Here is a 17,753-nt window from a genome sequence, read left to right on the forward strand (position 1 = left end):
GTCCCTCGTCCGCTAGATCGTTCCAGCGCGGTGCCGGAATCCCCGGCACCGCGCTTTTCACGTGGCGAGCCAGGTGGCGACGGTGGTCGCGAAGCGGTCGGCGTCGTCGTGCCACGGGTAGTGTCCCGCCCCCTGCTGGACGACGACCTCGGCGTCACGGAAGAACCCGGCGTACTCGACCGCCACGCCCGGCAGCGTGTTGACGTCCACCTCGCCCGCCACGAGCAGCACCGGCACGTCGAGCTTGGCGAGCGCGGCACGGGTCGCCCCGGGGTCGAAGGCGCCCTCGCCCGCGAAGATCGCCGCCGCTTCGTGGTTGCGTGTCCGGCCGTCGGCGGCCTGGTGGGCCCGCGCCGCCTCGTCCCACCTGCCATGGAAGAACGGCCCGATCGCGTCCCAGTCGGTGCCGGTGCCGGCCACGATCGCCTCGAGGGCGGCCATCGCCTCCGGGTACCACGGCTCGCCCGCGCGCAGGCGGGCGACCTCGAGCCTGCCCTCCCCGGTGACGACGATCCCGACGGCCCCCGCGCCCGGCGTGACCAGGACGAGCCTGGCGACGTGCCCGGGGTGGCGGGCGGCGTACATGACCGCGAGGTTGGCGCCTGCCGAGTGGCCGAGCAGGTCCATCCGGTCGAACCCGAGGTGGGCGCGCAGGGCCTCGACGTCGTCGACGAGCCGGTTGCAGCGGTAGGTGGCCGGGTCCTCAGGGACGGCCGACCGCCCAGTGCCGCGCAGGTCGAGCACGATCAGCCGCCGGTGCGCCGACAGGCCGCCGAGCTCGCCCAGGTAGGCCGAGTCACGCATGGGGCCACCGGGCAGGCAGATCAGCGGCTCGCCCTGACCGTACTCGTGGTAGGCCAGCTCGGTGCCGTCATAGGAGGAGAACGTGCGCAATCAGAGCTCCATGACCAGGCGGGGGGATGCGACGGCGATCGTACCGGAGAAGCCCTCGGCGGCGGCGGTGACGAAGCGCTCGACCGGCAGCCCGGGCCACGGATGCGTCAGGACCAGGCGCCCCACTCCTGCTCGCGCCGCGTTCGCCCCGGCCTGCCTGGCTGTCGACAGGTACGGCGCGTCCTCTTCGGGGACCTCTTCCGGATATGTCGCCTCGGCCAGGAAGACGTCCGCGTCGCGCGCCAGATCCACCAGGTCGGGTGTCGGCCCGGTGTCGCCGGTGTAGGCAAGCACGGTCCCGCCTGCGCTGAGCCGTACACCGTGGTTGGGCACGTGATGCGGCAGCAGCCAGGTCTCCAGCTTGAAGGGGCCGAGCTCCCCGGAGAAGGTCAGGCCGTCGGCCAGCATCGCGGGTTTGTCGAGCTTCAGCACCGCGTCGAGCGCGCCCTCGGGAGCGTGTACGGCCAGCGGCGCGGGACCCCGCTCCCCCAGCACCCGGGCGCGCAGCAGCGGGTTGAGGTCGGCGCAGTGGTCGGGATGGCCGTGGGTGATCACCACGGCGTCCACGTCCTCAGGAGCGGCGAACTCCTGCAGCACCTGCATCGTGCCGTAGCCGGGGTCGATCAGGACCCGGTAGCCGTCGTGCTCCACCAGGTAGCCGCTGCAGGCCTGGGTGGCGGTCGGCCAGGCGCCCGACCCGCCGAGAATCGTGAGTTTCATACCTTGAGTCCATCCATAACGATTCGCAGGGACGTGGCCGCGTGCTCGCCTGTTCTGGCGACGGCCGCGGTGAGCGCGAGCAGTTCGGGCATCGAGACGTCGCGCCTGACCACGCCGGCCTGCTGGGCCCGGGTCAGCAGCGTATCCAGCGCCCGCGGCAGCTCGCGGCGGCCCTCGGCGAGGGCGTCTTCAGCGGCGGCGACGGCATCGGCGTAGGCCGCCTTGGTGGCCGACACCTCGACCATCCCCTCGAGGAAGTCGAACAGCGCCCGCCCGGGATCCTCCGCGTCGCACAGCCTGCGCGCCTGGTCGACGAAGCCCTGCACGATGCCCGCGAAGACCGCCTCGACCAGCGACTCCTTGGTCGGGAAGTGGCGGAACACGGTGCCGATGCCGACCCCCGCGATGCGGGCCACCTCCTCGGTGGAGGCGGTGATGCCGTGCTCGGCGAACACGGCCTCGGCGGCGTCGAGGATCTTGGCCCGGTTGCGGGCGGCGTCGGCGCGGATCATCGATTGACAAGCGGAGTCGCCGCTCCGTATCGTTCTTCCGGAGTCATGACTCCGATTCTAGGGAGGCAACCCATGTCCGAGCAACATGACGTCCTTCAGCGCTACCTGCGCGCCGGCGTCGACGGTGATCGCGCGGCCCGATCGGCGCTGTTCGGTGACGACGCGGTGGTCGAGTTCCCGTTCGCGCCGGAGGGATCGCAGCGGCGCTTCGCCGGGCGCCAGGAGATCGAGGCGATGTTCGACCTGATCGGCGACACCGCGCGGGCGGGCGACATCCGCATCGACGAGGCGGCCACCTCGCTGACCGTCCACGAGACGACCGATCCCGAGGTGCTGATCGCCGAGTCGGAGGTGCACGTCGACACGCCTGCCGGTCGGCTGCGCCTGCCCTACATCCAGGTGTTCAGGATCCGCGAGGGGAAGATCGTGCTCTTCCGCGACTACTTCGGACCGCGCACGGGAGAGCTGACCAAAGCTCTCTTCTCGCGGTAGTACGGCGGGCCCCTAGGGGCCGGGTTTGTGCCCGAGTTCGGTGAGGGTGGTGGTGAGGAGCGCGCGGAGGAGGGCGCCGCCGACCTTCTCGTGCTCGGCTTCGACCGGGAGTCCTTCCGCCACGCGGGCGTGGTAGATCTCGCGTTCACGTTCGTCCGTGTACGGCTGGGCCGTCATGGCGACCGCCACGGTGGTGCGCGTGCCGCGGCGCGGGAGGATGGCGACGGCGTGGGTACGCAGGCACGTCTCGTCCGCCCCGCCGTACCAGCCGCACTTGAGGGCGGCGCTGGGCGCGCGGACCGCCTCGCGGATGCCGAAGGTCTGCTCCCCCGACACCTCCCGCATCCAGCCCATGATCGTCTCGGCGACGGGGTCCCCCGCCAGGGCCGACTGGGCCAGGGCCGCGTAGGCGGTGGCGACCTCGGTGGCCGCCACCTCGACCGAGCCGAAGCGCGACGGGTCGCCGTTGGGGACCGCCCAGGAGACGCCCGTGCGGTGGCAGAGGTCGTCGAGGATGACCGCGGGCCCGACCGCCAGCCACAGGTTGAGCGTGTCGGCGTTGGAGGAGACGACGACGGCGGGCTGGGCGTGGCGGCGCCAGCGTTCCGCGTCGGGGATGCGGGGCGCGGTGACCCAGGCGTACAGGGGTTTGAGCAGGGAGGCGCAGCGCAGCCTGGTCAGGCCGGAGCTCACACCGACGGTGCGGGCGGACGGCCCGCCGTAGCCGCGCCTGATGCCCGCCGCCTGGGCGCTGGCCCCCGGCTCCAGGTGGCGCAGCAACTCGTCGAAACTCATGCGACCCCCCAAACCGTTCGAATGCCTCCCAAACGCCCGCCTCCCCGTGCGCGAGCACTCTGACCAGCCATGATGGCACCAACCATCGCCCCAGGGGATCGACTCGCCAAGGTCGAGGAATCAGCGCGCCCGCGGAACGGTTTGACCTCATACCGGAGCGACTCGCTCCGATTAGCGAAGGAGTGCACATGCGTGTGGTCGTGGTGAGGGAGTTCGGCGGGCCCGAGCGTCTGGTCGTCGAGGAGGTCCCGGACCCCGTCCCCGGCCCCGGGCAGGTGCTGATCGAGGTGGGCGTGGCCGCCATCACGTTCGTGGACACGCAGTCACGGGCCGGGCAGGGGCCGGTGCCCGCGCACCGGCCGAGCCTGCCGTACGTCCCGGGGAACGGTGTGGGCGGCACGGTGGTCGCCGTGGGCGCGGGAGTGCCCGAGGCTCTGGTCGGCAGGCGGGTGATCAGCTCGCTGGACGGCAAGGGCGGCTACGCCGAGCTGGCCGTGGCCCAGGCGGCCGGCCTGGTCGAGCCGCCCGACGGCATGTCACTCGAGGACGCGGTGGCGTTGCTGGCCGACGGGCGCACGGCGGTGGGGCTGATGCGCGCGGCGGCTCCGAAGCCGGGTGAATGGGTGCTGGTCGAGGCGGCGGGCGGCGGCGTCGGGAGCCTGCTGGTGCAGTTGGCCGTGCGCGCGGGAGCCCGGGTGATCGGCGCGGCGAGCAGCCAGGACAAACGCCGCAGGGCCGCGGACCTGGGCGCCGAGCTGACCGTCGACTACACCGACCCGGGCTGGGCGGACACGGTCAGGGAGGTGACCGGCGGGCTTGACGTGGTCTTCGACGGCGTGGGCGGCGACATCGGCGCCGCCGCCGCGACGCTGCTGCGCGACGGCGGCAGGATCAGCGTGTACGGCATGGCCGGCGGACCCATGACCGAGCCGGGCGACCGCGTCACCAGGGTCGGCTTCCCGCAGGCGGACCTGCGGGAACTGGTCCAGGAGGCGCTCGAGGCCGGTCTCCGCCCGACGATCGGCCAGGTCCTCCCGCTCGAGCGGGCCGCCGACGCCCACGCGGCGATGGAGGCCCGCACGGTCACGGGTAAATCCCTGCTGCTCCCCGCACCCGCGTAGCGGCCCTTAGGCTGATCATCCGTGACCTATCCCACGCGGAGCCACCTCAGCCCCAGCGCCGAGCCCCGCCCCTCGCCCATCGAGGGCACGGGGCTCTTCGCCGTCGAACCCATCCGGGCGGGCGAGGTCGTCCTGCGCCTGGGCGGCCGCGTGATCGGCGACGCCGAGCTGGCCGCGCAGACCCCGCCCTACAGCAGCCTGACCGTGGCGGAGGGCGAGCACCTGCTGCTCGACCCCGCGCATCCGGCGAGGTACGGCAACCACTCCTGCGAGCCGAACCTGTGGCACGAGGACGCGGTCACCCTGGTCGCGCGGCGCGACATCCCCGCCGGCGAGGAGCTGACCATCGACTACGCCACCCACACCGGCGTGGAGACGTGGTCGATGCCGTGCGCGTGCGGCGCGCGGGCCTGCCGCGGCAGCGTGACGGGCGCCGACTGGCGGCTCCCCGGCCTCCAGCAGGCCTACGGCGAGCACTGGACCCCGCCGCTGCTCGACCGGATCAGAGCGCGGCGTCGAAGCGGGCCCGCAGGTCCGACAGACGCTTGACGGGCTCGTTGCTGTAGACGAGGCGGACGTGGCGGCGGGCCACCTCGCCGCCCCAGGCGGTCATCGGCGTAGCCGCGATCCGCCCGCGCTCCAGCAGCCGGGCCGACAGTTCCGTCGCGGGAAGGCCGAGCGCCTCGGCGTCGACCAGGCACGACCAGCCGCCGCCCGCCCGCACGACCGGCAGCCCGGCCAGCTGCTCGATCACGGTGTCGTGGCGCGCCTGGTACTCGGCCGCCGCCTCCGCGACCCCGCCGCCGGCCGGGTCGGTGAGCGCGGCGGCCGCCCCGAGCTGGGCGAACCCGCTGGAGACCGTGGTGTTGTAGGTGGTGGCCACCCCCACGAGCCGCATGATGTCAGGCGGCCCGGCGATCCACCCGATCCGCCAGCCGATCATCCGGTACTCCTTGGACGTCGACCCGATCACGATCGTCCGGTCGGCGAGCCCGTCGACGTGGCACGGGTGGATCCGTGGCTGACCGTCGTAGACGATCCGCTCCATGGCCGCGTCGTAGATCAGGTGGGCGCCGGTCCGCTCGCAGACCTCGGCCACCGCCGCCCAGTCGTCGGCGTCGAGGATCATCCCCGACGGCATCGACGGGCTCATCAGGAGCAACGCAGCCGCCTCCGTCACCGCCGACAGCGCCTCCCTGTCCAGCCGCCAGAACCCGTCGACGACCCGGAGCGGCACGAGCCACGGCTGCGCACCCGCCAGCCGTACCCGCTGGAGCAGGCCGGCGTAGGTGGGGTCGGTGAGCACGACGCGCTCGCCAGGCTGGGTGGCAGCCAGCAGCATCGGCAGGACCGCCGAGGTGCCGCCCGAGGTGACGACGATCTGTTGCATCGGGTCGTAGCCGACCCCGGTGCGCACGCGCAGGTCGGCCGCGATCGCCTCACGCAGCACGGGCAGCCCGGTGAACGGCAGCCAGCTGTTGCCCTCGCCCGCGGCCAGCGCCGCCATCGTGGCCTCCACCGCGGCCCGCGGCGGCGGTACGTCCGTGTCGAGGTTCTCCATGCGCAGCACGTCGGGGTCGTCCCCGGCGGCCGCGGCGACCTTTTCGATGTCGAAGGACTGGATCTCGGCGAATCGCGAGTTGGGCCGCATGACACCTCCATGGGTTGTTCCATATACGGAACACCGCGGCGTTGCCCCCTGTCAAGGCGCGACGCGCCACAGCTGCAGCCGTTCCCCGGGCCCACTGTTCAGGATCAACCGACCGTCCGTCGCGAACACGGGCTCGTGCACGCCCTTGGTGCGGGGCGAGATCGGCTTGCGCCCGGACAGGTCCCACAGCCGGGAGTCCCCCTCGTCCTCGGCGGTGGCGCCGACGAGCGCCACGGTCCTGCCACCGACCTCCCCCACCAGGCCGTCACGGAGGAAGGGCGTGAAGTAGCTGTCGCGGTCCTCGACCGGGAGCGGTGTCACGAGGTCACGACCGGTACGCGCATCCAGGATCCGGACGTCCTGCCCGCGGATCGTGAAGACGGCGGGCGAGCAGGCGAACTGCCCCAGCTGGCCGATGGAGAAGTCCTCTCCCGGTGAGGCGACGGCGAAGGAGGAGAGCAGTCGCCGCCCCGCGACATCCCAGATCCGGACATGTCCCGAGTTGTCGTAGGCGGCGAATACGGCGCGGTCATCGATCAGTGACAGCGACGACCCGGACTCCCTGACTCCGGGGTCGAACGTGTCGATCAACCGGCGAGTCCTGAGGTCCCAGGTGTACACGATCCTGCCGGTCGAGGCCACGACCAGCGTCCGGGCCTCGCGCCGCACGAGCACCAGCCGGTTCACGGGCTGCGATCCGGGAACGGCCAGGCGGCCCGCCTCGGCCGAAGTCCTGAGATTCCAGATGCCGATGCCACGTGCCCCGCCGGCCACCGCGACTGGCACGCCGTCCAGCTCCGTGGTCGCCAGCGTTCCGACACCCGGGCCGTCCTGCATGGGGGCACCCACGAGCTTGCCCGTGCCGGCGTCCCACATGCGCACGGCGCCTTTCTCCTCGCCTGTCACGATCACGGGCCTGCCGTCGACCTGGGCGGTGGCCGCGGTCTGGACGCCGTCGACGGGACCCGCCGGGCTGGGGCCGCCGAGCTGCCGACGGGTCTGGAGGTCCCACAGCCGGACGGTGTTGTCCCTGCTGCCGCTGATCAGCACGGGCCGCCCGTCGAGCAGACCGGCGGCCAGAGCGGTGATCGCTCCCTGGTGGCCCTCCATTGCCGCGATCCGTGTCCCGTTGGCCTCGTCGAACAGGTCGATGGAGTTCGGGACGGTGCTGGTGGTGGAGTTGACGTCGCTCGCCGCTCCGCCCACGGCGAGGAGCGGGCGGCCGTCGACCTCGCTGACAGCGATGGCGCCGTACCCCGGATGCTGGGTCATGGTCTGCTGCTTCTGCTTGCCGCTCAGATCCCAGCGGTCGACGATCTCTCCCGCGTGCAGGGCGTAGAGGAAGGGTCTGCCATCGATCTGCCGGACGACCATGTCGTCGGGCGAGGCATCCTCCTCCTCCCAGTCCTCGAGGTAGAGGGTCCGATCAAGCCTGCGACGGGTCTCCAGGTCCCAGAGATCGAGCGTGCCCTCGGCTCCTTCGAAGGCCACCATGATCGGACGGCCGTCGAGCTGCCCGACGGCCATCGTCTGCGCGCCGTAGGTACGGAGCGTGCCCAGGAGGGCCTGGGTGCGCGGGTTCCAGATGCGGACTGTCTCTCCATCGCTCACGAACAGCGCCTGAATCCCGCGAAAGGCTCCGACGGTGTACCTCGAGCTCTTCGGGAACCGCATCAGGATCCTGCGTCCGCTCAGATCCCACAGCCGCCCGCCGTAGGCGCCCTCGGTGAGAACCCCTCCGTGGCCGCCCAGGTCCACCCAGGTGGCAGCCGTGCCCTCCAGCGGTTCGGCCGCCGGACGGAACCCGGGCAGGCTCCAGAACCTGACCTTGCCCTCGTCCCCCGCGGAGACCGCGATCGGTTCGCCGCCGAGAGTGCCGAACGCCACAGTGTTGACATCCGTGTGGCCGCCGCTGTCCAGCTCGGCAGGACCCGCGAGCTCGATCTCGCGTCCGGGCGTCGCGCACGGCCTGGAGATCTCCCACGCGGGCGCGGGCTCCGCCGCGCCGGAGCAGCCCGCGATCACCGCGCACAGGGACACCAGGGCCCAATGTCTGATCACTCTCACCGCGATTGGACGGCGGCGTCCCGGAACTGGTTGCGGACCCCGCTTTCACAGAGTGCGGTCGGCGGGCCCGTCGTAGTGGTCGGGTCCCTGCATCTCCAGCGACAGCGGCTGGACCATGTCCGAGTTGGCGGAGGCGCGCCAGCCCTTCTCCCTGGTCATCTCCTCGATCGAGTGCGCGCACAGCGACAGCGAGCGGCAGACGATGAACAAGGCCTTCAACTGCAGCGGCTCGTAGCCCATGTCCAGGCCGATGCAGCCCATCGAGCCGGGCCCGTTGATCCAGACGCGGCGGCCGAACACCGCCTCGGTGGCGTCCTCCATGGCGCGGGCGATCCGGACGTACCGCCCGGTGATGCCCAGCTCATCCGCCAATTCCATCAGACGGACGGTCCGCGGGTCGCGGATGTGCTGGGCGTGGTGGAATCCGGGCATCCGCTCGCGGCGCTCGCGCATCTCGGCGACGACCTTCGCGGCGGCCTCCTCATCGCTCAGCCCGTCGCGCTCGGCCCGCTCGGCCACGCTCAGGAACAGCTCCGCGGGCCGGTCGGCGGTGCCATGCAGGCGGCCGATCCCGGCCACGCCCGCCGCGACCGCCGCGTTGAGCTCGGCGCCGCCCGACGTCGCGAAGCGGACGGTGGCCGAGGAGGGCGACATGGCGTGCTCGGCCATGTTCACCATGATCGCGTCGGTCATCCTGCCGACCTCGGGCGTCGGCAACTCGCCGCGGAGCACCAGGTGGAAGTGCTCGGCGAAGGAGATGTTGCCGGTCAGCTCGTTGACGTCGTAGCCCCGGATGACGATGCGGTCCTTGTTCTTCCACGCGATCGCCGTCTCCCAGGCGAACGGCTTCTTCTCGGTCAACGACTTTTCCTTTCAGGGAAGTACACACACGCCGGATCGATCTCCTCGCGCAGGAGCCGCAGCTCCTCGGGATCCGGCGGCACAACGATGTCCAATACGTCGCGAAATTTCGGGACAAAGCCCGTGTTCTCCAGTACGGCTTCCGCGGTGGCGCCCGGCATCAGGGCGGTCACCACGAGGGCAGAGTCGGAAGCCTCCATCACGCACAGATCGGTGACGACCTTGACGTGCAGCGGCCCGAGCCCGACCTTGGCCCGCTCCCCCGGACCGCCCAGAAACCCCGGGCTGGTGACGTAGTCACATCGGGCTGGAAAGCGCCTTTTTTCATGATTTGTCAGGATGACGACCTGCGAGCAGTGGCTGGCGATGTCGTTGGCCCCGCCGCTGCCGGGCAGCCGCTTGCCGGAGACCCAGGTGGAGTTGATGTTGGCGAACTCGTCCACCTGCGCTCCGCCCAGGAACCCAGTGCGCACCAGCCCCCGCTGCACGAGCCCGCCCAGGGCCTCGAACAGCGAGCCGTGCCTGGACGCCCCGTGCATGAGCCGCGGGTCCACCACGGACACCGGAGTCGGCACGACCTTCGGGAAGATCACCCCCGACTCGATGACCAGCTTGGCGTCCGGCGCGTGCGTCCGCTGCGCCAGCGTGGCCGCGAGCAGCGGCAGCCCGGTCCCGACGATCACCAGGTCGCCGTCACGGATCTGCCTGGCCCCCTCGGCCACGAGGATCTCCCGTGGAAGAGCGCCGCTCATACGAGCCTCCTCATCTGCTCCACCAGCCCTGCGCGAAGCGTGCCGTCCGGATCGCGGAGCTTGAGGTGGTCCTCGAAGGACGAGCCGAGATTGCCCGCGATCCACTCCCGCAGCTCGCCGTCCCCGGCCCGCCCGAGCGCCTGGTACTCCTTGACCTCCGACTCGGCGAAGTCGTAGGCCCGGTAGACGGAGGTGGGAAAGGCCCCGCAGGGCTGCTCCACCACCGCCGTGACATACGCCTCGGGGATCGTCACCTGCTCGGGCCGGTCGGCGAAGGCCCCGGCGGGCAGCACCTCCTCGGCCGACACGATGGCGACCCGGGCGGCCCGCACCATGTCCACCTCATGGGAGGTGACCCCTTCGATCACGACATTTCCGGAGGCGTCGGCGCGGTTCGCGTGGATCAGGGCCACGTCGGGAGTCATGGCCCTGAGCAGGACCACCGGCTTCCCGGTGAACGGATCGGCCGACTCCACCGCGACCCCTGAAGACACCAGGTCGCCGAGCAGGTCCGTGCCCAGCAGGCTCCTGGTCGGCAGGTACGGCAGGCCGAGCGCTCCCGCGGCGAACCGGCTGGCCATGGCCAGGTGCGAGTGGTCGCCCACGCTCACCTCGCCCCGCTCGACCGCCCGCCGCCAGGCGAACAGCGTGCCGTAGCGCTCCAGGTTGCCGGTGCCCTGCTCGGTCCTGACCACGAGCCCGGCGGCCACCAGCATGTCCAGCGGGAGCGACAGGTTGCAGCCCACCACGGTGAGCCCGCCGATCCCCTGCCGGATCACCTCGTGCACCAGCGCCATCGGGCAGCGGTTGATGTTCTGGCCTCCCATGCCCACGACGGCGCCCTGCCGTACATGCCGGGTGACGGCCTGGGCGGCGGTCAGTAACTTATGCACGCCGACCGCCACTCGGTGTAGAAGTCCCAGACCTGCGGCGAGCACTCGGGCGGGCCGAACTGCGACAGCTTGGCGCCCATGTGCGGCAGGTGCGCGTAGGCGCCCACGCCGGGCCGGTTGACGTGCAGCATCCCGGCCTCGAACCGGTCGAGCGCCTCGAAGATGGTCGCCGGGTCCTGCGTGAAGATCGTGCCACTCATGCCGTACCTGACGGAGTTGGAGATGCGCATCGCGTCGTCGAACCCGTCGCAGTCGACCACCGACAGCACCGGGCCGAAGATCTCCTCCTGGGCGATCTCGCTGTCCCACGGCACGTCGCGCAGCACGGTCGGCTCGACGTAGAAGCCGTTGCCCGGGGCGCGCCCGCCGCCGACGACGACCTTGGCCCCGATCTCCTGAGCGGACTTGATCGCGTCCAGGCAGGCCCGCATGCGTGCCTCGTTGATCACCGGGCCGATCGTCGCGTCCGGGTCGAACCCGTAGCCGACCGTGAGCGCCGAGACCTCGCCGGCGAGCCTGTCCAGGAAGGCTTCCTTGACGGACCTGTCCACCACCACCCGCGAGGTGGCACTGCAGCGCTGCCCGGACTGACCGAAGGCACCGAAGGCGGCGGCCTTGGCCGCCTTGTCCAGGTCGGCGTCGGCCAGCACCAGCACCGCGTTCTTGCCGCCCAGCTCCAGCTGGGTGCGCAGCAGCCGCGGCGCCCCCGCGGTGTGGATGGACAGGCCCACGGGCAGCGAGCCGGTGAAGCTGATCCCGGCCACCCGTGGATGCCCGACCAGCGCCTCACCCGCGGCGATGTCGCCCTGCACGAGGTTGAGCACCCCGGCGGGCACGCCCGCGTCCACGAACGCCTCCACCAGCAGCGCCGAGGTCAGCGGCGTGAACGGCGACGGCTTGAGCACCGCGCCGCACCCGGCCAGCAGCGCGGGCGCCACCTTCCACATCGGGATGGCCAGCGGGAAGTTCCACGGCGTGATCAGCCCGACGACGCCGATCGGCGAGCGGAAGGTGTAGGAGAACGTGCGCGGCTCCTCGGCCGGCAGCGTCTCGCCCTTCAGCCGCCTGCCCTCGCCGGCGGTGAAGTCGAGGATCGCCAGGGCCCGCTTGACCTCGCCGCGCGCCTCCTTGAGCAGTTTGCCCTGCTCGCGGGTGATCGCCTGGGCGAAGTCCTCGGCGCGTTCCTCGATGAGCCGCTCGGCCGCCCGCAGGTACTCGGCCCGCTTGATCGGCCCCAGCGCCTTCCACGCGGGCATCGCCGCATCGGCGGCCTCGACGGCCAGCTCGACGTCCGCGCCGCCGGACTCGGCGAAGTCGCCGAGGTGGTCGGAGAGGTCGCCGGGGTTGATGTTCGGCCGGGTCTGCCCGCTCTCGGGGGCGCGCCATTCGCCACCGATGTGGTTGAGCAGGTAGCGACTCGGGATCGTCGCCATCGGGGTCCTTTCCGGTCATGTTCTAGTACGGCAAAGCCTCACTGACCGGCAGTTATCGGACAAGAGGGATTAAGCCGATGCCTTCGATAGACAGCCGCTATGTGCCTCTGCCTATGGCGCCGATAGACAAATCACACGTTGGCCAGGCCGAACCTCTGCACTAGACATGCCGGGAAGCGACCTGCTCACGGGCGGTTCGCGGAGTTCACCCCGAATTCACCTGCGCGTCGGTTTAGCACATCCGACATACGCGATCGTTCGGTGACGAAACTCCCAGAAAGGCATAAACGATGATAAAGCTCCGCTTAGGAGTGGCCGCCGCGTCGTCTGTTCTGGTCCTCACCGCGTGTGGCGGGTCGGGCACCGGGGACTACGACTGGTCGAAGGCACCGGACACCGCCAAGATCGCTGAGCAGGGCAAGGACCTGCCGACCTACGGCCTGGCCCCCGACTGGGCCAACTACGGCGAGGTCGTCAAGGCGTTCTGCGCCAAGTACAACGCCACCTGCGCGCACAAGGACACCGACATGTCCTCCTCCGAGGAGATCGTCAAGTTCGACGCGGAGAAGGACAACCCCATCGGCACCGCCAGCGACATCGGCCTGATGTGGGGCCCGGTCGCCGAGGCCAAGGGCGTGGTGCCCGACTACCGGCCGCCGTCGGCGAGCAAGCTCAAGGACTGGCAGCGAGGCAAGGGCTGGGTCGCCACCTTCGTGGGCGCGCCCGCCTTCGTGGTGAACACCGACAAGGTGCAGAACCCGCCCAAGAGCTGGCAGGACCTGCTCAAGCCCGAGTACAAGGGCCAGATCGCCATCAAGAACCCGACCTCGTCCGGCACCGGCCAGGCGATGATCGTGGCCGCGGCGGTCGCCAACGGCGGCTCGGTGGAGAACCTGGCCCCCGCCTTCGACTACTTCAAGAAGCTGAAGGACACCGGCAACATCAGCGACGTCAAGATGAGCGAGGAGACGCTGGAGAAGGGCGAGGCCCCGATCCAGATCAACTACGACTTCAACGGCATCGCGCAGAAGGCCGCGCTGAAGCAGAAGAACGTCAACGTCGACGTGATCATCCCCAGTGACGGCTCGATCTGGTCGCCGTCCGGCCTGATGATCAACAAGTACAACACCAGCAAGGGCGACTTCCTCAAGGGCTTCCTCGACTTCGTCCTGTCGGACCAGGCGCAGGACCTGTTCGCCAAGTTCGGCGCCCGACCCATCAGGGCGCTCAACGGCGACCTCCAGCTGCCCGCCGACGCCAAGGCCAACTGGCTGCCCGACTCGGCCTACGCGCCGGTCAAGGAGATCGAGATCACGAAGGTCAACCCGGAGCAGATCGTCGCCGACTGGGAGGCGAAGGTTCTCGCTTGACGTCCTCCCCCGCCTTCGGCGAGGGATTTCAACCCGTTCCTAAACGACGAGGAGATCAGGTTGAGGTTCGCGGTGCACCGGCCCGGCAGCCCGAGGCCCTTCCCGCGCAGCAACCGCCCGCCCGGCGGCCGTGTCCCTGATGTTGCGCGCTGCGTTCACGTCGGCGTTGTCGCGGTGCCCGCAAACCTCACACAAGAAGAGCGCTTGGCTCTTGCGATTCTCCCGTGCGACGTGCTTGCAGGAATTGCAGGTCTGCGAGGTGTATCGAGGGGCAACCCGGACCACTCGCCCGGACGCCTTCGCATCGAGTCGCGCCACGAGCGCCCCCCAACCGGAGGCGGCGATGCCCCGGTTCAGCCCGGCCTTCTGCCGGACATTCCGGCCGGGGGCCTCCGGGGTGCCCTTGACCGCGCGAGTCATGGCTCTGACATCGAGATCCTCCACAACGATCAAATCGAATCGGCGGGCGAGATCTGTGCTGGTCTTCTCCACCCAGTCCTTACGGCGGTCGGCTCCACGCGCCATCAGCCTGGCACGGGCCTGTCTGACATCGGCCCGGCGCCTGGATCCCTGCTTGGCGCGACCGAGTCGACGCTGCAGTCGAGCACGTCGTTTGACCTCCCATGGACGCGGCCGGGGTGTGGTCAGCAACTCTCCCGTGGACAGCGCCGCACTCACCACGATCCCCCGGTCGAGTCCGACGACTTCTCCAGTATCAGGAGCCCGAATCGCCTGCGGAACGGCAGCAAAGCCCACGTGCCAGCGACCCGCCCGATCGAGTGTGACCCGGAAGGACTTGACTCCCTCGGGCACAGGGCGCGACCAACGGAAGCGCACCCAGCCCACCTTGGGGATCCGCAGCTCGCCCACTCGCCTGGACACCCGGCGCACGTCTGTCGAACGCATCGCGACGATCCGGAACCCCTCGTTACGTCCTACTTTCCGCCACGTCGGGCGGCCCTGGGATCCGATGAAGAAGCGAGCGAGGGCTTGCGCGAAATCCCGCAATGCCTGCTGCTGGACGACAACCGAGCCGGCTCGCAGCCAGGGCGTCTCCTGCCTCGCGTCGCTGAGCTGTCGACACTGCTCAGCAAAACCCGGCGCGCTCGCCCGCCCGGGTCGCCAGTGCCGATGCTGCTCGACTGCGAGGTTCCAGACATATCGCGCATGTGCACAGTGCTCCAGCAACTTACTCTCCTGAGCGAGTGTCGGCTGAAGCCGGTAGCGAGCCACGCGGGAGACAGTATCCAACCCCACCGACAAATCCCGGAGAGCTCGTGGCCGCACCACGGACTCTTCCCGAGTGAAGGCTTGGCGATGCGAGCCGTAGGTATTTCATGACTGCACGCACACCGGAACCGCTGGCAGGGGACACAGCGCCCGTGCCGGAGTCGGCATCCGCTGGAGAAGAAACATCAACCTCAGGCGTAACAACCTCCACTCCGGGGAGAAGATTCTCCACCCGGGGATTCCTCGCGGCCTGGGGCCCTGCCCTGCCGCTGCTGCTCTTCACGCTCGTCATGCTGGTGCTGCCGGCACTGCGGCTCCTGCACGACACGTTCGCGCTGCCCGGCGGCGGCTACGGGTTCGACCACATCGTCAAGGTCGTGCGGAACCCCGTCGACCGGGAGGCCATCGGGTCCTCGCTGGCGCTCGGCTTCGTGCAGGCGACGCTGGCCACCGCGATCGGCGCCCCCGCCGCGTGGCTGATCACCCGGATGCGGCTGGGCGGGCGAGCCTTCTGGCTGTCACTGATGAACGTGGCCTCGAACTTCGCCGGGATCGGGCTGGCCTTCGGGTTCGTGGCCCTGATCGGCTCGACCGGCATGCTGACCCTGATACTCAGGGCGCTGCTCGGGATCGACGGCAACCCGTTCCCCTCGACCGGCTCGTTCGGCGGGATGAACCTGGTCTACCTCTACTTCAACGTCCCGATGTTCGTGCTGCTCACACTGCCGGCGCTGAGCGTGCTCAAGGACGACTGGCAGGAGGCCGCCGAGGTCTGCCACGCCACCCGCCTGCAGTTCTGGCGCCACGTCGGCATCCCGGTGCTGTCGCCGTTCGTCGTGGCCGGGTGGCTGCTGGTGTTCACCTGGACGATCGGCGTCTACGCGGTGGCCTACGCGGTCGCCTCCTCGCCGAGCGCGATGAAGCTGATCACGCTGCAGATCGGCACCACGCTGGAGACCTCGGTGTTCGGGCTCGGCCGGGCCGCGGTGCTGTCGGTACTGCTGATGCTGCTGGCCGTCCTGGCCACCGTGCTCTACCGGCTCTCGCTCAAGCGCGCTGCGAGGTGGCTGTGACCCGTCGCGTCTTCCTCGCCCTGCTGGCCGTCTACTTCGGGCTGCCGCTGCTCGCCGCGCTGCTCTACTCGGTGGCGACCCGGTGGACCGACACCGCGCTGCCCGACGGCTACACGCTCTCGCACTGGGTGAGCGTCTTCACCAAACCCGACGTCGTAGCCGCGCTCGGGCGCTCGCTGGTGCTGTCGGCGGTCGTGGTGGCCATCGACGTGCTCCTGGTGGTGCCCGCGGCGTACTGGTCGGTGGTGCACAACCCGCGGATCGGCTCGATGGTGCAGACGATCGCGGTCATCCCGTTCGCCGTGCCGTGGGTGGTCGTGGGCGCCGGCATCCAGCTGGTCACCAAGTCGGTGGCGCCCGCGCTGTTCGGCACGTTCTGGCTGCTGGCCGCCTCGACCGCGGCGATCGCCTTCCCGTTCATGTACCGCGCGGTGGAGAGCTCGCTGCTCGCGGCGGGAGCTGTACAGCTCAGCGAGGCCGCGGCGACCTGCGGTGCGAACCCGGCGCAGACGCTGGTCAGGGTGATCTTCCCGGTCATCCGCAACGGCGTGGTGTCCGGGTCGCTGCTGGTCATCGCGACCGCCATGAACGAGTTCGCGCTGGCCAAGATCCTGGTCGGGGTCAGCTTCGAGACGCTGCCGCTGTGGTCGGCGCGGCAGTTCGTCTCGCGCACGCTCGGCGACCCCAACGCCCTCGCCGTCGTCACCATCTTCACCTTCGGCCTGCTGTTCGCGCTGTCCGCCCTGGTCGTCTGGCTCGGCCGCGGCCGGGTGAGCGCGTCCATGGCCGCCATCACGAAGGACGCCTCGTCATGAGCCATGTCGTACTCGAGCACGTCACCAAGCGCTACGCGGGACACAACGCGCTCAACGGGGTGTGCGTCAGCGTCGAGCAGGGCGAGATGCTCGCCCTGCTCGGGCCCTCGGGCTGCGGGAAGACGACACTTCTGCGCTGCATCGCCGGGCTGACCAGCTTCGACACCGGGCGGCTGACGATCGGCGGGGCGGACATGACGGGCGTGCCCGCGCGCAAGCGGCCCATCGGCATGGTCTTCCAGTCCTACGCGCTGTTCCCCAACCTCACCGTGCGCGGCAACATCGGCTTCCCGCTGACGGTCAGGAAGGCCCCCGACGTCAAGGACCGGGTGGAGGAGATGCTGGAGCTGGTCGGACTGGAGCAGCTGGGCGACCGGCTGCCCAACCAGCTGTCCGGCGGGCAGCAGCAGCGCGTCGCGCTGGCCCGCGCGTTGTCGCCGCGGCCCGAGGTGCTGCTGCTCGACGAGCCCCTGTCGGCCCTGGACGCCCAGGTACGGCACCGCCTGCGCGACGAGGTGCGGCGCATCCAGCACCAGATCGGGATCACCACCGTCTTCGTCACCCACGACCAGGCGGAGGCGCTGGCGATCTCCGACAGGGTCGCGGTGATGAACTCCGGCGACATCGAGCAGTGCGCTCCGCCCGCGGAGATCTACACGGCGCCGTCGACCCGCTTCGCGGCCGGCTTCGTCGGCAACCGCAACACGCTGGAACTGTCGGCGACCGGCGGCCGCGTCACCGCGGGCGGCGCCTTCGACGTGCCGGCGCCCTCGGACCGGGTGCTGTGCATGTTCCGCCCCGAGGACGTGGAGCTCTCCACCGAGGGCCCCGGCGCTCGCGCCACGGTCGACGTCACCGTCTTCCTCGGCGCCACCACCCGCGTGTACGCCCAGGCGGACCAGGCCGTCATCTTCGCCGACATCCCCTCACGCGCGGCCACCGCCTTCTCCCCTGGGGACGCGGTCTACATCCGCGTCCCCGACGACCACGTCCAGACATTTCCCGCTTGACCCGTACGGCAGGCCCCTCGGCCGGATCCGTGCGCCGTGACGGCGGGCCACCATCACCGACTCG

At 70.4% G+C, this 17,753-nt stretch carries 18 protein-coding genes; 7 read left to right on the top strand and 11 right to left on the bottom strand.

Going from position 1 to position 17,753, the window contains the following annotated elements; translation table 11 throughout:
• Nucleotides 1–57: 57 nt before the first annotated feature.
• The 3 genes from KIK09_RS44505 to KIK09_RS44515 are packed head-to-tail and all read right to left on the bottom strand — an operon-like array spanning nucleotide 58 to nucleotide 2,126.
• Entirely contained in the window at nucleotides 58–894 is an 837-nt protein-coding gene (locus tag KIK09_RS44505; protein WP_214325585.1) for an alpha/beta fold hydrolase, read from the bottom strand.
• Nucleotides 895–1,614, bottom strand: coding sequence for an MBL fold metallo-hydrolase (locus KIK09_RS44510; RefSeq protein ID WP_214325586.1), 720 nt, complete (start codon nucleotides 1,612–1,614; stop codon nucleotides 895–897).
• Nucleotides 1,611–2,126 carry a TetR/AcrR family transcriptional regulator gene (locus KIK09_RS44515; RefSeq protein WP_214325587.1) on the bottom strand — a complete coding sequence of 172 codons (516 nt, stop codon included), beginning with the start codon at nucleotides 2,124–2,126 and terminating at the stop codon, nucleotides 1,611–1,613. The genes KIK09_RS44510 and KIK09_RS44515 overlap by 4 nt, the downstream gene beginning before the upstream one ends.
• Nucleotides 2,127–2,198: 72 nt before the next feature.
• Between KIK09_RS44515 and KIK09_RS44520 the strand changes: the two genes are divergently transcribed.
• On the top strand, nucleotides 2,199–2,618 hold the full coding sequence (locus KIK09_RS44520; RefSeq protein ID WP_214325588.1) for a nuclear transport factor 2 family protein: 420 nt from the start codon (nucleotides 2,199–2,201) through the stop codon (nucleotides 2,616–2,618).
• A 12-nt stretch (nucleotides 2,619–2,630) separates the two neighbouring features.
• Here KIK09_RS44520 and KIK09_RS44525 read toward each other — a convergent pair whose 3' ends face one another.
• On the bottom strand, nucleotides 2,631–3,413 hold the full coding sequence (locus tag KIK09_RS44525) for a hypothetical protein (RefSeq protein WP_214325589.1): 783 nt from the start codon (nucleotides 3,411–3,413) through the stop codon (nucleotides 2,631–2,633).
• A 188-nt stretch (nucleotides 3,414–3,601) separates the two neighbouring features.
• Between KIK09_RS44525 and KIK09_RS44530 the strand changes: the two genes are divergently transcribed.
• Nucleotides 3,602–4,534 carry a zinc-binding dehydrogenase gene (locus KIK09_RS44530; RefSeq protein WP_214325590.1) on the top strand — a complete coding sequence of 311 codons (933 nt, stop codon included), beginning with the start codon at nucleotides 3,602–3,604 and terminating at the stop codon, nucleotides 4,532–4,534.
• A gap of 21 nt (nucleotides 4,535–4,555) precedes the next feature.
• A complete protein-coding gene (locus tag KIK09_RS60330; RefSeq protein ID WP_214325591.1) occupies nucleotides 4,556–5,083 on the top strand; it encodes an SET domain-containing protein in 528 nt (175 codons plus the stop codon).
• Here KIK09_RS60330 and KIK09_RS44540 read toward each other — a convergent pair.
• Genes KIK09_RS44540 through KIK09_RS44565 form a run of 6 tightly spaced genes read right to left on the bottom strand, consistent with a single transcriptional unit; the run spans nucleotide 5,037 to nucleotide 12,191 of the window.
• Entirely contained in the window at nucleotides 5,037–6,185 is a 1,149-nt protein-coding gene (locus tag KIK09_RS44540) for a pyridoxal phosphate-dependent aminotransferase (RefSeq protein WP_214325592.1), read from the bottom strand. The two genes, KIK09_RS60330 and KIK09_RS44540, sit on opposite strands and share 47 nt — an antisense overlap.
• Before the next feature lie 51 nt (nucleotides 6,186–6,236).
• Nucleotides 6,237–8,246, bottom strand: a complete 2,010-nt coding sequence (locus tag KIK09_RS60335; protein ID WP_214325593.1) for a WD40 repeat domain-containing protein — start codon at nucleotides 8,244–8,246, stop codon at nucleotides 6,237–6,239.
• Between the two features lie 51 nt (nucleotides 8,247–8,297).
• A complete protein-coding gene (locus KIK09_RS44550) occupies nucleotides 8,298–9,113 on the bottom strand; it encodes a citrate/2-methylcitrate synthase (RefSeq protein WP_214325594.1) in 816 nt (271 codons plus the stop codon).
• Entirely contained in the window at nucleotides 9,110–9,865 is a 756-nt protein-coding gene (locus KIK09_RS44555; RefSeq protein ID WP_214325595.1) for a CoA-transferase subunit beta, read from the bottom strand. Before KIK09_RS44555 ends, KIK09_RS44550 begins: the two co-directional genes overlap by 4 nt.
• Nucleotides 9,862–10,758, bottom strand: coding sequence for a CoA transferase subunit A (locus KIK09_RS44560; protein ID WP_214325596.1), 897 nt, complete (start codon nucleotides 10,756–10,758; stop codon nucleotides 9,862–9,864). The genes KIK09_RS44555 and KIK09_RS44560 overlap by 4 nt, the downstream gene beginning before the upstream one ends.
• Complete coding sequence (locus KIK09_RS44565) at nucleotides 10,743–12,191, bottom strand: aldehyde dehydrogenase family protein (RefSeq protein WP_214325597.1); 1,449 nt, start codon at nucleotides 12,189–12,191, stop codon at nucleotides 10,743–10,745. Before KIK09_RS44565 ends, KIK09_RS44560 begins: the two co-directional genes overlap by 16 nt.
• Before the next feature lie 290 nt (nucleotides 12,192–12,481).
• On the opposite strand from KIK09_RS44565, the gene KIK09_RS44570 reads away from it, so the two are divergent.
• Nucleotides 12,482–13,561: an ABC transporter substrate-binding protein gene (locus tag KIK09_RS44570; protein ID WP_214325598.1), complete on the top strand. Its 1,080-nt coding sequence runs from the start codon at nucleotides 12,482–12,484 to the stop codon at nucleotides 13,559–13,561.
• Nucleotides 13,562–13,600: 39 nt separating this feature from the next.
• On the opposite strand, the gene KIK09_RS44575 is transcribed toward KIK09_RS44570, so the two are convergent.
• A complete protein-coding gene (locus KIK09_RS44575) occupies nucleotides 13,601–14,794 on the bottom strand; it encodes an RNA-guided endonuclease InsQ/TnpB family protein (protein ID WP_214325599.1) in 1,194 nt (397 codons plus the stop codon).
• Between the two features lie 287 nt (nucleotides 14,795–15,081).
• Between KIK09_RS44575 and KIK09_RS44580 the strand changes: the two genes are divergently transcribed.
• From KIK09_RS44580 to KIK09_RS44590, 3 genes are read left to right on the top strand one after another with little or no spacing between them, the layout of a single operon-like run.
• Nucleotides 15,082–15,864: an ABC transporter permease subunit gene (locus KIK09_RS44580; RefSeq protein WP_214325600.1), complete on the top strand. Its 783-nt coding sequence runs from the start codon at nucleotides 15,082–15,084 to the stop codon at nucleotides 15,862–15,864.
• Nucleotides 15,861–16,679 (top strand): ABC transporter permease, encoded by an 819-nt coding sequence (locus KIK09_RS44585; RefSeq protein ID WP_214325601.1) that lies wholly within the window; start codon nucleotides 15,861–15,863, stop codon nucleotides 16,677–16,679. The genes KIK09_RS44580 and KIK09_RS44585 overlap by 4 nt, the downstream gene beginning before the upstream one ends.
• Nucleotides 16,676–17,689, top strand: a complete 1,014-nt coding sequence (locus tag KIK09_RS44590) for an ABC transporter ATP-binding protein (RefSeq protein ID WP_214325602.1) — start codon at nucleotides 16,676–16,678, stop codon at nucleotides 17,687–17,689. The genes KIK09_RS44585 and KIK09_RS44590 overlap by 4 nt, the downstream gene beginning before the upstream one ends.
• Nucleotides 17,690–17,753: the final 64 nt, after the last annotated feature.

Source organism: Nonomuraea sediminis (assembly GCF_018531495.1).
Taxonomy (GTDB): domain Bacteria; phylum Actinomycetota; class Actinomycetes; order Streptosporangiales; family Streptosporangiaceae; genus Nonomuraea; species Nonomuraea sediminis.

Coding starts and splice junctions, on each gene's coding strand:
- KIK09_RS44510 (WP_214325586.1), bottom strand. CDS start 1,614: ATGAAACTCACGATTCTCGGCGGGTCGGGCGCCTGGCCGACCGCCACC.
- KIK09_RS44515 (WP_214325587.1), bottom strand. CDS start 2,126: ATGATCCGCGCCGACGCCGCCCGCAACCGGGCCAAGATCCTCGACGCC.
- KIK09_RS44520 (WP_214325588.1), top strand. CDS start 2,199: ATGTCCGAGCAACATGACGTCCTTCAGCGCTACCTGCGCGCCGGCGTC.
- KIK09_RS44525 (WP_214325589.1), bottom strand. CDS start 3,413: ATGAGTTTCGACGAGTTGCTGCGCCACCTGGAGCCGGGGGCCAGCGCC.
- KIK09_RS44530 (WP_214325590.1), top strand. CDS start 3,602: ATGCGTGTGGTCGTGGTGAGGGAGTTCGGCGGGCCCGAGCGTCTGGTC.
- KIK09_RS44540 (WP_214325592.1), bottom strand. CDS start 6,185: ATGCGGCCCAACTCGCGATTCGCCGAGATCCAGTCCTTCGACATCGAA.
- KIK09_RS44555 (WP_214325595.1), bottom strand. CDS start 9,865: ATGAGCGGCGCTCTTCCACGGGAGATCCTCGTGGCCGAGGGGGCCAGG.
- KIK09_RS44565 (WP_214325597.1), bottom strand. CDS start 12,191: ATGGCGACGATCCCGAGTCGCTACCTGCTCAACCACATCGGTGGCGAA.
- KIK09_RS44570 (WP_214325598.1), top strand. CDS start 12,482: ATGATAAAGCTCCGCTTAGGAGTGGCCGCCGCGTCGTCTGTTCTGGTC.
- KIK09_RS44580 (WP_214325600.1), top strand. CDS start 15,082: ATGCTGGTGCTGCCGGCACTGCGGCTCCTGCACGACACGTTCGCGCTG.
- KIK09_RS44590 (WP_214325602.1), top strand. CDS start 16,676: ATGAGCCATGTCGTACTCGAGCACGTCACCAAGCGCTACGCGGGACAC.